Below are 14,067 nucleotides of genomic sequence, written 5' to 3' on the forward strand. Positions count from 1 at the left end.
AGCCGCGGCGATAGGGAAAACGATTTGCGCCGACGTCGAGTTCCCGCAATCGACTACTCTTCATCACGCAGCCGGTCGGTTTCGCGGCGCTCCTTTTTGGTCGGCCGGCCCGAGCCCGCCTCCCGGTATGGCGGCAGGGCGTCGGGCAAAGCCTTGTCGCGCGGCGCGGCCGGAGGTGTCAGATCTTCGTAAAGCGTGCGCGCTTCCTCGGCAGGACCGCGGCGAGCCCCGCCGCCGAGCACCTTGAGCACCAGAATGCGACGGTCGAGCGTCACCGTGAGCACGTCGCCCGGCTTGACCATATGCGACGCCTGGTCGGCCTTGTCGCGATTGACGCGGACACGTCCCGCCTGGACCAGCTTGGCGGCGAGCGATCTCGATTTCACAACCCGCGCGAAGAACAGCCACTTGTCGAGCCGTTGTCGCGCGGCGGCTTCCATTACTTCTTCAACTGGTCGCGCAACGCCGCAAGCTTGGCGAATGGCGAATCCGGATCGAAGCGTGGCGCGCGCTCTTCACGCGGCGGCCGTTGGAAGCGCTGATTGTCGCCCTTGCGCTGATCGCGGTCACGACGGTCCGGGCGCTCGCCGTCCATCCGGCCTGACGGCTTGCCGCCGAATTTCTTCTCGAAACGCTCCTTGCCCGCGGTGCGTCCTTCCCCGGCCTTGCCCTTGTTGGGCGCCGGCCGGCCGTGACGCTGGCCGGCGGTACGCTGGCCTTCCCCAGCGCGCGGACCCTGCCTGTGACGCTGGCGATGCTCGAAACGGGCCTGACGCCAGAGCATTATGGGCTTGGGCGCTTCGGCCTCCGCCTCAGGCGCGCTGTCCTGAACGATGCCGTCCGGCTTGGAAACCGACTCCGTGGCGACCGTCTCGGCAATGACCTGCGTCTCCTGCGGCTGGTCTTCCGCCATAACGGGCTGGGCTATGTCGGCCTCCTGGGGAACCGCCCCGGCTTCCTCGCTCGAAGCGTGCTCGCGGCCTTCGTCGGCCGATGCCTCAACCGCTTCCGTGCCAACCTCGCCACTCGAGCCACCGCCGACGGCAGGCTCCTCGCCGGCCTGCGTGTCCTCGACGCTCGTCGCCTCCTCGGCAACGCCGCCGGCCTGCTGCAGGTCCGGGGCCGTAGCAACGGCTTCCTCCTTGGCCTGCGCGGCCGCGTTCGCCGCCGCGTCGAGCTCGGCCAGCCGGGCCTTCACTTCCGCGGCCGGCTTCGGCTCGCCACGATAGCCGAGGCCCCTCAGGATCTCCTCCATGTCGTCGGCCGTCGCGCCGAGGATCGACATCATGGCAGGCGTGACCAGGAAGGCACTGCCGTCCCATGCTCCGTCCGGCCGCGCTCCGGTCCCGGCCCGCCAGCCGAGCGCCGGGCGGATCAGGTCGGCCAAGCGCTCCAATATGTCGACGCGCACGGCGCGGCGGCCGAGAATGCGGAATCCCGCCAGCTTGTAGAAGGCACGATCGAAACTCTGATTGACCACGACCGACGTGCGGCCTGCGGCCAGCGCATGCACGATGTCGCCGAAGCCGGGCTTGTCCTTGCCGTCATGGATCAGTGCCCACAGCAGCGTGACGAGGCTCGCCGGGCCGGGTTTCAGCAGCGCCGGGACGAAAACATGATAGGCGCCGAAGCGCACGCCGAGCTTGCGCAGTGCCGCCCTGCCCTCCTGATCGAGCGATTTCACGTCCTCGGCGATTTCGCGCCGGTTGATGAGGCCGTACTCCTCGACCAGCCGGAAGGCGATGCCCTTGCCTATGCCGGTCAGTTGCTCCGCCCCCTTCAGGTCGACCAGCGGCTTCAGCAGGCTCTCGATCTGATAGTTGACGAAACGTTCGGCGCGGGCTGCGACCTTGTCGCGCGCCGGGCCGGTGAGCTGCTCGTCGGCAAGCAGGATGACGCGCGGGCGCAGCGGATCCTCTCCCGCCACAAGCGTCGCGATGGGCGCACCGATCCAGCGCAATATGCCGTCGGAAGCCAGCGCGATATCGCCGTTGGGCGAGATCGCGAACTTGTCCGCGCGCGCTTCGAATTCGGCGGCGAGCGCCTTCTGGGCGGCGGCGCGCACCGCCTTGGCATCCTCTCCGCCGGCGCTTTGGTCGGCGGTGAAGCGGAATCCCTGCAACTCGCCAACGTGATGACCTTCGACGGTCACCGTCCCGGCAGGGCTGATCTCTGCTTCCAACATCGTATTCTCTCTCAGGCGCCTCATCAGCACGGATGTCCTGCGGTCTACGAAGCGTTTCGTCAACCGGTCATGAAGAGCATCCGACAGTCTGTCCTCGATCTCGCGCGTTTTTTCTTGCCAGTGTGCCGGATCGGCAAGCCATCCCGGCCGGTTGGAGACGAACGTCCATGTCCTTATCTGTGCGATGCGATGGGACAAGGTGTCGATGTCACCCTCGGTGGAATCAGACCGCCGCACCTGCTCGGCCATGTAGTTCTCGTCGACATGACCGTCGCGGGCGAGATCGAGATAGATCGAGCCGATGAGATCGGCATGCTGTGCGGGCGCTATCTTGCGATAGTCGGGCAGCGCGCAGGCTTCCCATAGCAAAGCCACTCTCTTGTGACCGTGGGCGAGGCCGCGGATCTCGGGATCGCGCGAGAGCTGCTCGAGCGCCTGCTGGTCGACGGCCGGCAGCGCCCGCGTCAGTCCTTCTACCGGCGAGACGGCGTCGATCGAGCGTTTCAGCGCGTCCACGCTCGAGAAATCGAATACCGCTGTGCGCCATTGCAGCACCTTCACCGGATCGAAATCATGGCTTTCGATCTTCTCGACCAGTTCGTCCGGGAACGGATCGACCTGACCGGTGACACCGAAGGTGCCGTCGCGAAGGTGGCGGCCGGCACGGCCGGCGATCTGGCCGAGCTCGGCGGCGGTCAGATCGCGATACTGATAGCCGTCGAATTTCCGGTTCTGCGCGAATGCGACATGGTCGACGTCGAGATTGAGACCCATGCCGATGGCGTCGGTGGCGACGAGATAGTCGACGTCGCCGCTCTGGTAGAGCGCCACCTGCGCGTTACGGGTGCGCGGCGAAAGAGCCCCGAGCACGACGGCCGCGCCGCCGCGCTGGCGGCGGATCAGTTCGGCGATGGCATAGACCTCGTCGGCCGAGAAGGCGACGATGGCCGAGCGGCGCGGCAGACGCGTAAGCTTCTTTGAGCCGGCATAGGCGAGATGCGAAAGCCGCGGGCGCGTCACCACCGAAACCCCCTTGAGCAGGCGTTCCAGGATGCCGCGCATGGTGGCTGCCCCCAGCAGCAACGTCTCCTGGCGGCCGCGCAGATGCAGGATACGGTCGGTGAAGATGTGGCCGCGCTCGAGATCGCCGGCTAACTGCACCTCGTCAATCGCGACAAAGGCCGCATCGGTCTCGCGCGGCATGGCTTCCACCGTGCAGACCGAGTATTTCGCGCCGGCGGGCACGATCTTCTCCTCGCCGGTGATCAGCGCGACTTTGTTTGCACCGACCTTCTCGCAGACACGGCCATAAACTTCGCGCGCGAGCAGCCTGAGCGGCAGGCCGATCAGCCCGCTTTCATGCGCCACCATCCGCTCGATGGCGAGGTGCGTCTTGCCCGTATTGGTTGGACCGAGCACTGCAGTGACGTCCCGGCCGGAGAGCACGAGCGGTTCATTCTGTTTCGGCTGGATGTTCATTAAAGGGTTCAGGCCTTTCGGCTGTCACGCGGCTTCCCGCTCCGGCCCGCCTTCAGCGGTGTCCGGCTCTCATCGTCTCTTCGGCGAGGCTTCGGATTCCGTGCACTTGCATTCCCTGCTCCCTGCCGAAGCGAGGCCATCAGCCCCACGCGGGAAGCCCATTTCCGGTCTTCGCCGCAACCCGCCCCTCGTCGGACACATATAGGAACTTGCGGCGCCTGCAACAGGCAAAATCTTGTCGAGTTAAGCATTGGAACGAGTCTGGAACGAATCGGCGACGAATCGCTGACTCGCGATGATTCAGCTTTTGTTCACCCCTAGATATAGTTTCCATCATCCCGATTCTAACCAGATGCTGAATCGCGTCCTGCGTGTATCCACCAAATCCGGCGCAATGGTTAACAATCTGGCGCGTCCGGATCGCAGACAACCGTCCGGCCTTTCCCAAGATTATGAAATCCTTCATCTTTCTGAACCCGGGATTAACTTTCCGGCAAAGACTGCCGGCTGCTTCGTTAAGATTCGGGCCAAAGCCGGAACGAATCAGCGACGAATCACCGATAAGCGCTTCTTCCGCTTTTGTTCACCGCTAGATGTTGTGTCTGCAAGCTCCGGCGGCCATGCAAGATACCCCTCGACGGATGGACCTCCCCAAAAAGGCTGATCGCTCGTTAATCATTTTGACCTGTTTTGGGACATGCGCGAAAAACTCTGTGACTTTCGGTTGAAACACGCTCGACGATATTGCCTTAGGTCGTAGGCAGCGCTGTTCTCTGCCGACCTGATCAAGACATCGGTGCAAGGAGGGAATTGCCAATGTCCAAGAAGCTGATCGCGGAATTCATCGGCACGTTCTGGCTTGTCTTCGGGGGCTGCGGCAGCGCTGTGCTGGCCGCCGCCTTTCCCGAACTCGGCATCGGGTTGCTCGGCGTGGCGCTGGCCTTCGGTCTCACAGTTCTCACAGGCGCCTATGCCTTCGGAGGCATTTCCGGCGGTCATTTCAATCCGGCCGTTTCGATCGGTCTCGCCGTGGCCGGCCGGTTTCCCGCCAGGAATCTCATCCCCTACATCATCGTCCAGGTGGTCGGCGCCGTTGTCGCGGCCGCGGTGCTCTACCTCGTCGCTTCCGGCAAGTCGGACTTCGCCGGCATCGGCGGCTTCGCCGCGAACGGTTTCGGCGAGCATTCTCCGGGCGGCTATTCACTGACCGCCGCGTTGGTCATCGAGGTGGTGCTCACTTTCATGTTCCTGATGGTTATCCTCGGCGCCACGACGGGGCGCGTGCCGGCCGGCTTCGCGCCGATCGCCATAGGCTTGGCGCTGACGCTGATCCACCTGATATCGATCCCGGTGACGAACACGTCGGTCAACCCCGCACGTTCGACTGGCCAAGCACTTTTCGTCGGCGGCTGGGCTATCCAGCAGCTCTGGCTGTTCTGGCTGGCGCCCATCGTCGGCGGCGCGCTCGCCGGCATCGTGCACAAGGCGGCGCTAGGCGACGATTGATCCATTTCGGCATGCTCGCCCCCTGTATGGAAACGGAGCCTTCGAGCGCCGTTTCCATACAATCCAAATGGGTGGCGTCTCAGGCCAGGTATTGCCCTCCATTGGCCGTGAGGGTGGAGCCGGTAATGAAGCCTGCTTCGTCCGAGGCCAGGAAGACCACGCAACGCGCGATCTCGGCCGCTTCGCCGAGCCGGCCGACCGGGATCTGCGCGACGATCGCCTCGCGCACCTTTTCCGGCACCGCCATCACCATGTCGGTGGCGATGTAGCCCGGGCAGATCGCGTTGACGGTGATGCCGGCTCGGGCGCCTTCCTGGGCGAGTGACTTGGTGAAGCCTAGGTCCCCTGCCTTGGAGGCAGAGTAGTTGACCTGCCCGAACTGGCCTTTCTGGCCGTTGATCGACGAGATGGTGATCACCCGCCCGAACTTGCGCTCGCGCATGCCGTTCCACAGCGGGTGAGTCATGTTGAAGACGCCGTTGAGATTGGTGTTGATCACCTCTGTCCACTGCTCGCGCGTCATCTTATGGAAGGGCGTATCGCGGGTGATGCCGGCATTGTTGACCAGAATGCCGACGGAACCGAGTTCGTCCTCGACCTTGCGGATGCCGTCCACGCAGGCGTCGTAATCGGCTACCGACCATTTGTAGACGGGGATGCCCGTCTGGTCCCTGAACGTCTGCGCCGCCTCGTCATTGCCGGCGTAGTTCGCCGCGACCCTGTAGCCAGCCTCCTTCAGCGCGACGGAGATAGCCGCGCCTATACCGCGAGATCCACCGGTGACGATTGCCGTTCTTGACATGGACGCTCCTCCCGTGATGGCGAAATAGTGGACGGTGAATGGTGAAATGGCAAATAATCTTTAGAGGGCGTCTGCCATCCAAGTATTACAACCATTTTACCATCCACCCCTTTTCGCCACTCAGAGCGCCTCCACGCACATGGCGACGCCCATGCCGCCTCCGATGCAGAGTGTCGCGAGCCCCTTCCGGGCGCCGCGGCGACGCATCTCGAAGACGAGCGTGTTGAAGACGCGAGCCCCCGATGCGCCGATCGGATGGCCGATCGCGATGGCGCCGCCATTGACGTTGACGATGGACGGATCCCAGCCGAGCCCTTTGTTGACTGCGCAGGCCTGGGCGGCAAAAGCTTCGTTGGCCTCGACGAGATCGAGGTCACCGACCGACCAGCCGGCCTTCTCCAGGGCCTTCTTGGAGGCGGGGATCGGCCCGGTGCCCATGATCTGCGGATCGACGCCGGCCGTCGCCCAGGAAACGATGCGGGCAAGCGGGGCGACACCGCGACGCGACGCTTCCGCCTCGCTCATCAGCACCACGCCGGCCGCGCCGTCATTCAGGCCCGAAGCGTTGCCGGCCGTAACGGTGCCGTCCTTGTCGAAGGCAGGCCGCAGCTTCTGCATGGCGTCGAGAGTGGCGCCATGGCGGATATATTCATCCTGGTCGACGACGGTGTCACCCTTGCGTCCCTTCACGGTCACGGCAACGATCTCGTCCTTGAACCTGCCAGCCTTCTGGGCAGCTTCGGCCTTGTTCTGCGAGGCCAGCGCGAAGGCATCCTGGTCCTCGCGTGTGATCTGGAACTGACGGGCGACATTCTCGGCGGTATTGCCCATGTGGTAGCCGTTGAAGGCGTCCCAAAGGCCGTCCTTGATCATCGTGTCGATGAGCTTCACGTCGCCCATCTTTGCGCCGGCGCGCAGATGCTGGCAGTGAGGTGAAAGCGACATCGATTCCTGTCCACCGGCGACGATGATCCTGGCATCGCCGGTCGCGATCTGCTGCATGCCGATCGCTATGGCGCGGAGGCCTGACCCGCAGACCTGATTGAGCCCCCAGGCCGTGGTCTCCTTGGGCAGACCGGCGCCGATGGAGGCCTGGCGCGCGGGGTTCTGGCCCTGGCCGGCAGTCAGCACCTGGCCGAGAATCACTTCATCGACTTCTCCGGCGTCGACGCCGGCGCGAGACAGCACCTCCTTGACGACCACGGCGCCGAGTTCATGGGCAGGCGTGTTGGCGAAGGAACCGTTGAAGGAGCCGACGGGGGTGCGGGCGGCGCTGGCCACGACGATGGCGTTGGAAGCGGACATGCTCATCTCCAGGAATCGGGAAATCGGGACATTTCTGCGATGTTTCCCGAACTTTCTTGCCCTTTCCGGACCCCGAGTCAAACCGGAAATGACCGGCTGGCGGGGCAGCACGGTCTATGCTGCACCCATGCTGCAGTCATGCTGCGCAGCATTTTTCCGGGCCGCGCTGCGGCATTGCTGTTCCGCACCGCACAAAGCGCTTGGAACGCCGCGCCTTTTGCGCATATCCTCCGAAAAACAATCAACGGCACGACGCGCGGCCGCGTGTCGTGCCAAACGCCGGGAGGATGAGAATGCCCGCTAAAGACGAACCGGTGGTCATCAAGAAATACGCCAACCGCCGTCTCTACAATACGGGCACGAGCACGTATGTGACGCTCGAGGACCTCGCCGAGATGGTGAAGAAGGGCGAAGACTTCACCGTGCAGGATGCCAAGACGGGCGAGGACATCACCCATCCCGTGCTCACCCAGATCATCTTCGAACTGGAGAACAAGGACGGGCAGAACATGCTGCCCATTCCGTTCCTGCGCCAGCTCATCGCCTTCTACGGCGACCAGATGCAGATGATCGTGCCGAGCTTTCTCGAGCAGTCGATGATCGCCTTCGCCAAGGAGCAGGAGCGGCTGCGCGAGCAGATGAAGACCGCCTTCGGCAAGAGCCCGATCGACGTGATGAAAATGACGCCGATGAAGGCGATCGAGGAGCAAACCCGCCGCAACATCGAGATGTTCCAGAATGCCATGCGCATGTTCACCCCCTTCCCGCAGTCGGGCGGATCGAACGGCGCGCAGGCCGAGACGGCGAAGAAGGATACGTCCGAGACGTCGAGCGAACTCCAGGAACTCAAGGAACAGATCGCCGCGATGCAGCGCAAGATCGATTCGCTGGGGTGAGGAGTGGTCGCCGAAGGCGACGAAAAGCCAACGATTTGGCTTTTCGAACGACGAACGCCCGAAGCGTAAGCGCAGGGCCGCCGCGGGCGGCATACCCCTCATCCGGCCTCGCTTCGCGAGGCCCCCTTCTCCCAGAAGGGGGAGCTTGACAGAAGCGCTCCTGCCAGTCGCACACGCTGGCGATTGGCACCGGCGTTGCGGCCGGCCTTGCCTTCTCCCCTTGTTGGAGAAGGCGGCCTCGCAAAGAGAGGTCGGATGAGTGGTGCGCTTGGCGCGAGGCCGAAGCTGCTCTACTTCGCCTTCCCTGCCCGTTCGATTGCTTCCACGATCATCTTCTTGGCATAGGCCGCGTCGTGCCAGCCGCCGATCTTGACCCACTTTCCCGGCTCGAGATCCTTGTAGTGCTCGAAGAAGTGCTGCACCTGCTCGCGGGTGATCTCCGGGAGTTGCGTATATTCGAAGACGTTCTCGTAGCGCCGCGTCAGGTTCGGCGACGGCACTGCGATGACCTTCTCGTCCTCGCCCGCATTGTCCTCCATGATGAGAACGCCGATCGGCCGCACGTTGATGACGCAGCCCGGCATCAGCGCGCGGGTATTGCAGACGAGCACGTCGATCGGATCTCCGTCCCCCGACAGCGTGTGCGGCACGAAGCCGTAATTGCCGGGGTAGCGCATGGGTGTGTAGAGAAAGCGGTCGACGATCAGCGTCCCGGCTTCCTTGTCCATTTCATACTTGATCGGCTCCCCGCCGACCGGAACCTCGATGATGACGTTGATGTCTTCCGGCGGGTTCTTGCCGGTCTTGATCGCATCGATGCGCATTGCTGGTACCCCTATTTTCGGGCGAGACCGATAGCGCCCGCGGCGTCTCAGTGCAATGCACGAATGTGCTTCGCCATGTTACCCGGAAAATGCGCAAGAGCATTTTGCAGCCGCGTGTAATCACTTGGCGTCGCGGCGTTCTGGGCCTCAGTCCCAGACGAAGGCGACCTTGCGCAGCGCCTTCTGGTCGAAGACCTCGACGCCTTCGGCAACGTCGCGCCCGCCCGCGCCTGCATAGAATTGCAGCGCGTTGACGTTCTCCTCCAGCGCCCAGACCACGAGCCCATGTAGCCCATGGTCGGCAAGGCGCTGCCGGGCCGCGGCGAAAAGCCGGCTGCCCAGCCCGATGCCCTGATATTCCGGCCGCAGGTAAAGCTCGTAGATCTCGCCTTGCTGCCTGAGTTCGCGCGCGCGGTTGCGTCCCATTGTAGCGTAACCCGCCACCACGCCGCCGATCTCGATGACGAGCACCGACGCGGCGCGGCGAATGGCGTTCGCCCACCAGTCGCGGCCCCGCCGGCTGATCATTACGTTGAGCGCCTTATGCGGAATGATTCCCGCATAGGCACCGCGCCAGGCCTCGTGATGCACGTCGGCGATGGCGGCAGCGTCACGCGGCTCGGCCTTGCGTATGTCGATCGAAAGCGTCGTCATGGTCTGTTAACCATAAACGCTTCGTCGGGCGCTGCGCAAGCGATGGAAAGAGAACATCCTGCCATCTGGAAGGTGCCGCGGATCAAATCTCCACGACGTGATCGTCAAGCTCGTTCACATCCAATTCACCGGCGGGGAAATGCTGTTCGAGCAGTGCGCCCACCGATCCGACAGCCGCGACGAAGCCGTCCGCCAGGCGATCGCCTGCGGCATGTTCGACCAGTGTGCTGACGACACCGTCCCAGGCGGACTGATCGACGCGCCGGTCGATCCCGGCGTCGGCGACCACCTCCGCGTAACGCTCTGCCAGCGAGACGAAGAGCAGCACACCCGTGCGGGCCTCGGTAATGTGGACGTTGCGCGCCAGGAACTGCTTGACGGCATTGGCATGTGCGTGACGGTAGCGGAGCCGCCTCGGCACGAACCAGATGCGCATTGCGGGAAGGAACCAGAGCAAGGCGAGCCCGCAGGCGACCGCCGCGAGCTGGGCGAGCACCACGGTCGTCGGTCTCGGATCGAACCACCAGTGATGCAGCGCCCAGGCGACGGCCAGGCTGATCAGCAGCATGGCAGCGGTCACGAAGAAGGCGGCCGGGAACAGATAGCTGTCGCTCGAACGCGCCACGACGCAGTAGATCTCGCCAGCAGTGCGCTCCTCCGCAGCCCTGATCGCCTCGGCGATGCGGGAATGTTCCTGCCGCGTCATCACGTTTCCTGTCATGCCGCCCTACCAGCTTCCCGACGCACCGCCGCCACCGGACGACCCGCCTCCACCCGAGAATCCTCCGCCGCCCGACGACCAGCCGCCGCCCGAACCCGATGACCAGCCGCCGCCGCCCCCACCCCCCCAATAGCCCCCATTCGACGACCGGCGGCGGCCATAGCCGTAACCGAAGTCCATGCCGAGCCAGCGGTAGCGGCCCGGCCCGATCTTCCTGCCGAAGATCGGCGGGAGGATCGCCATAGCGAAGCCGCCGACGAAGATCGCGGCCCAGATGGCGAAAAAGATGAGCTCGGCAAGCTCGGCCTCGTCCAGCGCCGTCTGCTCGTTTCGCCTGGCGCGCGCCTCGAGCTCGGCGCCGTCGCCTTCGAGCACCATGATGATGTCGTCGACCGCCTTCGAGACGCCGCCCGAATAGTCGCCGGCGCGAAAGGCGGGCACCATCGTATTCTCGATGATCAGCTTGGAATGGAGGTCCGTCAGCGACCCCTCCAGCCCGTAGCCGACCTCGATGCGCATCTTGCGGTCGTCTCGAGCTACGAGCAGCAGGACGCCATTGTCCTCGCCCGCCTGGCCCAGCCTCCAGGCGCGGAACAGCCTGTTGGCGTAGGATTCGATGTCATCGCCGTCGAGATCGGGAACGGTGGCCACGACGATCTGATCGGAGGATTTTTTCTCGAAATCCTCGAGCTTGCGGGTCAGCGCCGCCTCGGCAGGGCCATCCAGCATACCGGCGTTGTCGACGATGCGGCCGGTGAGCGCGGGCAATTCGGCGGCAAAGGCCAGCAATGGCAAAAGGACGACGAAAAGGGCCGCTGCCAATACGCCTCGGCCGCCTGCACGGATCGCCATCGGGATTCTACGCCGCATGATCGGACCGGAACGATCGCTAAAGGCTACCCGCCTTGCTTACCGGCGCCGAAATCGATCTTCGGCGCCTCGATCTTGTCCTCGGCGACGGTGAAGTTCTGGTAGGGCTTGGCGTCGCGGAACCAGAACGTCGCCCACAGGATGGACGGGAAGGTGCGCAGGGTGGTGTTATATTGACGCACGGCCTCGATATAGTCGCGGCGAGCGACTGCGATACGGTTCTCCGTGCCTTCGAGCTGCGCCTGCAGGGCGAGGAAATTCTGGTTTGCCTTGAGGTCGGGATAGTTCTCCGCGACCGCGAGCAGGCGAGAGAGCGCGCCGGTCAAACCCGCCTGATTCTCCTGGAACTGCTTGAACGCGTCGGGATCAGAAAGCGTCTCGGGCGTGACCGTCACCTGCGTGGCCTTGGCACGCGCCTGGACGACGGCCTCCAACGTATCCCTTTCATGCGAGGCATAGCCTTTAACGGTCTCGACCAGGTTGGGGATCAGGTCGGCCCGCCGCTGGTATTGGTTCAGGACGTCGCTCCAGGCGGCCTTGGCTTTTTCGTCGGCGGTCGGAATGGTGTTATAGCCGCAACCCGACAGGAAAGGCAGGACGAGCAGGAGGAGCAGCGACAGCAAACGTGTCGGCCGCGAAACGGATCGAGCGAACATCGGAATCCCCTCATGACAGGATCGTCTTCGTCAAGGATAGAGCATCGGCCCTGAAAGAAAACCAGGTTGCGCGAAAATCCCGCGCTAAACCAAGGCACTAGCGCTTTCCGGCTCGGATTGTGGTGCGGAACACCCACGGAAAGACGCGCCCTGGGCGAATTCGACCATCCCGCCCCTGTGACAGCCAAGACGAAAGCGGTAAGCTTGTCCGGGATGGCGGACGACGCGGAAAGACAGACGGAATCGAAAAATATCCTGGATCGCGTAGCGCGCGAGGCGGGCAGCGACGCTGCGACCTTTCTCAGCGGGACGGTGCGGCGGACCGGTGAGCATCTGGCCGCCCGGGACGCCGACTCCAAAGATGCAATCGAGGTGTGGGGCACCCGCATCGGTCGCATGCTCGGCCTTGTCATAACGATCGGCCTGTTTGTATGGCTGGTCCTCTATCTCTTGCGCGGATAAAGCAACGGACATGGGCGAGCAGGAAACCGACGCGCCGCGGGCCGTCATCGTCATCTCCAGCCATGTGGCGCGCGGTTCGGTCGGCAATCGCGCCGCCGTCTTCGCGCTGGAAACGCTGGGTTTTCCCGTTTGGGCCGTGCCGACGGTGATCCTGCCCTGGCACCCCGGCCATGGCCGCGCAACCCGCATCGTTCCCCCGCCCGACGAGTTCGCCGCGCTTCTGAAGGACCTCGAGAACGCCCCCTGGCTCGGCGAGGTCGCCGCGGTGCTGTCCGGGTATCTCGGAGACGCAGGTCAGGCCGAAGCGGTGGCCTCGCTGGTGCGAGCGGTCAAGGCGAGGAACTCCGAGGCACTATATGTCTGCGACCCCGTCATGGGCGATGTCGGCGGGCTCTATGTGCCGGAAACCACCGCCACGGCTATTCGCGACAGGCTGATACCGCTCGCCGATGTCGCCACGCCGAACCGCTACGAACTCCAATGGCTGGCCGGGGCGGAATTACCGGATCTGCGCTCGACCATCGCGGCGGCACTGCATGCCGGTCCGCGCATGATGCTCGTCACCTCGGCGCCTGCCCTGATCTCGGGCGGAACCGGTAATCTCCTCCTGACCGCAAATGACGCGCTGCTTGCCGAACACCGCTCGATCGAGCGTCCGCCCAACGGGCTCGGGGACCTGACGGGCGCGGTGTTCCTGGCCCGCCTCCTGTCGGGCGTGCCCGCGGGCAAGGCGCTGCAGTCGACGACGGCGTCGGTATTCGAGATTCTGGCGCGGACGGCCAAGCGGGGCGCCGACGAGCTGACCCTCGAAACCGATGCGCAGAGCCTCTCGCATCCCATGGCGATGGTCCATCTGCGCCACCTCACCCATCCCGGAAGGGACAGACGCGCTTGACGGCGCGCACCGCCGCCGGCGTCGACGGCTGCAAAGCCGGCTGGATCGCCGTGATCGGGAAGGCTGGCGGCCCGGCCGAAGCCTGCATCTTCGACAGTGTCTCCGCCCTTGTCGCGACCTTACCCGCTGACGCAGTTGTCGCCGTCGACATGCCGATCGGCCTGCCCGACTTCACGCATCATGGCGGGCGCGGCCCGGAACGACTGGTACGCCGCTTCCTCGGTGAACGACAATCGAGCGTCTTCTCCATTCCTTCCCGCAAGGCCGTCTACGCAGCCGAAGAAAATGTCACGACGATCGAGCGCTGGTACGAAGCTCACCGCGAGGCGAGCCGGGTGGCGCGAGAGACCTCCGATCCGCCACGCGGGGTTTCCATCCAGGCATTCGGTATCTTCTCCAAAATCCGCGAGCTCGACCGCCTGCTGATCGCACGGCCCGAGCTGCGCAAACGTATCGTCGAATCCCATCCGGAAGCCGCCTTCTGGCGGCTGAACGGCGGAAGCGCGATGGCCTTGCCGAAGAAAATCAAAGGCCGGGTCAACCCCGCCGGCATGGAGGAACGCAAGGCGCTCCTCGCCCGCTGCGGCCATGATCGCGCCTTCCTCGACCGGCCGGCGCCCCGCGGCGCCGGAGAGGACGACTTCCTCGACGCGGCCGCCGTGATGCTGGTGGCGGAACGTTTCGCGCGGGACGAGGCCGTCAGCTTTCCCCATCCGCCAGGCGTGGACGGCTTCGGCAACCCCGTCGCCATCTGGACCTGAGCTCCGATGCAAAAACGATTTTGAATCCGTCACCAATGTTGTAGTTAGGCG

General features: G+C 64.3%; 14 protein-coding genes. 5 read left to right on the top strand and 9 right to left on the bottom strand.

The features are described 5' to 3' along the window. Positions 1 to 53: 53 nt before the first annotated feature. Together ACCO56_RS30070 and ACCO56_RS30075 are read right to left on the bottom strand one after the other, a co-directional pair. Positions 54 to 440 (bottom strand): RNA-binding S4 domain-containing protein, encoded by a 387-nt coding sequence (locus ACCO56_RS30070; protein ID WP_433644631.1) that lies wholly within the window; start codon positions 438 to 440, stop codon positions 54 to 56. Next, positions 440 to 3,664 carry a helicase-related protein gene (locus ACCO56_RS30075; protein ID WP_433644632.1) on the bottom strand — a complete coding sequence of 1,075 codons (3,225 nt, stop codon included), beginning with the start codon at positions 3,662 to 3,664 and terminating at the stop codon, positions 440 to 442. The genes ACCO56_RS30070 and ACCO56_RS30075 overlap by 1 nt, the downstream gene beginning before the upstream one ends. Before the next feature lie 816 nt (positions 3,665 to 4,480). Between ACCO56_RS30075 and aqpZ the strand changes: the two genes are divergently transcribed. Continuing rightward, positions 4,481 to 5,170: an aquaporin Z gene (aqpZ, locus tag ACCO56_RS30080; protein WP_433644633.1), complete on the top strand. Its 690-nt coding sequence runs from the start codon at positions 4,481 to 4,483 to the stop codon at positions 5,168 to 5,170. A gap of 79 nt (positions 5,171 to 5,249) precedes the next feature. On the opposite strand, the gene phbB is transcribed toward aqpZ, so the two are convergent. Continuing rightward, positions 5,250 to 5,972 (bottom strand): acetoacetyl-CoA reductase, encoded by a 723-nt coding sequence (gene phbB, locus ACCO56_RS30085; protein WP_433644634.1) that lies wholly within the window; start codon positions 5,970 to 5,972, stop codon positions 5,250 to 5,252. 120 nt (positions 5,973 to 6,092) lie between these two features. After that, complete coding sequence (locus ACCO56_RS30090) at positions 6,093 to 7,277, bottom strand: acetyl-CoA C-acetyltransferase (RefSeq protein WP_433644635.1); 1,185 nt, start codon at positions 7,275 to 7,277, stop codon at positions 6,093 to 6,095. A gap of 293 nt (positions 7,278 to 7,570) precedes the next feature. Here ACCO56_RS30090 and phaR point away from each other — a divergent pair, with 293 nt between their 5' ends. Continuing rightward, the gene (phaR, locus tag ACCO56_RS30095) at positions 7,571 to 8,173 is read left to right on the top strand and encodes a polyhydroxyalkanoate synthesis repressor PhaR (RefSeq protein ID WP_433644636.1); all 603 of its coding nucleotides are present in this window, start codon (positions 7,571 to 7,573) and stop codon (positions 8,171 to 8,173) included. Between the two features lie 290 nt (positions 8,174 to 8,463). Here phaR and ppa read toward each other — a convergent pair whose 3' ends face one another. The 5 genes from ppa to ACCO56_RS30120 form a co-directional block, all read right to left on the bottom strand. Beyond that, a complete protein-coding gene (gene ppa / locus ACCO56_RS30100) occupies positions 8,464 to 8,997 on the bottom strand; it encodes an inorganic diphosphatase (protein ID WP_433644637.1) in 534 nt (177 codons plus the stop codon). Between the two features lie 147 nt (positions 8,998 to 9,144). Beyond that, positions 9,145 to 9,651, bottom strand: coding sequence for an N-acetyltransferase family protein (locus ACCO56_RS30105; RefSeq protein WP_433644638.1), 507 nt, complete (start codon positions 9,649 to 9,651; stop codon positions 9,145 to 9,147). 82 nt (positions 9,652 to 9,733) lie between these two features. Beyond that, on the bottom strand, positions 9,734 to 10,372 hold the full coding sequence (locus ACCO56_RS30110) for a TPM domain-containing protein (RefSeq protein WP_433644639.1): 639 nt from the start codon (positions 10,370 to 10,372) through the stop codon (positions 9,734 to 9,736). A 6-nt stretch (positions 10,373 to 10,378) separates the two neighbouring features. Then, positions 10,379 to 11,224: a TPM domain-containing protein gene (locus ACCO56_RS30115; protein ID WP_433644640.1), complete on the bottom strand. Its 846-nt coding sequence runs from the start codon at positions 11,222 to 11,224 to the stop codon at positions 10,379 to 10,381. A gap of 44 nt (positions 11,225 to 11,268) precedes the next feature. Continuing rightward, a complete protein-coding gene (locus tag ACCO56_RS30120; RefSeq protein WP_433644641.1) occupies positions 11,269 to 11,898 on the bottom strand; it encodes a LemA family protein in 630 nt (209 codons plus the stop codon). A gap of 213 nt (positions 11,899 to 12,111) precedes the next feature. On the opposite strand from ACCO56_RS30120, the gene ACCO56_RS30125 reads away from it, so the two are divergent. The 3 genes from ACCO56_RS30125 to ACCO56_RS30135 are packed head-to-tail and all read left to right on the top strand — an operon-like array spanning position 12,112 to position 14,016. Then, positions 12,112 to 12,360, top strand: a complete 249-nt coding sequence (locus tag ACCO56_RS30125) for a hypothetical protein (protein WP_433644642.1) — start codon at positions 12,112 to 12,114, stop codon at positions 12,358 to 12,360. A gap of 10 nt (positions 12,361 to 12,370) precedes the next feature. Continuing rightward, positions 12,371 to 13,255 (top strand): pyridoxal kinase PdxY, encoded by an 885-nt coding sequence (gene pdxY, locus ACCO56_RS30130; protein WP_433644643.1) that lies wholly within the window; start codon positions 12,371 to 12,373, stop codon positions 13,253 to 13,255. Further along, positions 13,252 to 14,016 (top strand): DUF429 domain-containing protein, encoded by a 765-nt coding sequence (locus ACCO56_RS30135; protein WP_433644644.1) that lies wholly within the window; start codon positions 13,252 to 13,254, stop codon positions 14,014 to 14,016. Before pdxY ends, ACCO56_RS30135 begins: the two co-directional genes overlap by 4 nt. Positions 14,017 to 14,067: the final 51 nt, after the last annotated feature.

It is taken from the genome of Mesorhizobium sp. 1B3, from assembly GCF_050958605.1.
Taxonomy (GTDB): Bacteria; Pseudomonadota; Alphaproteobacteria; order Rhizobiales; family Rhizobiaceae.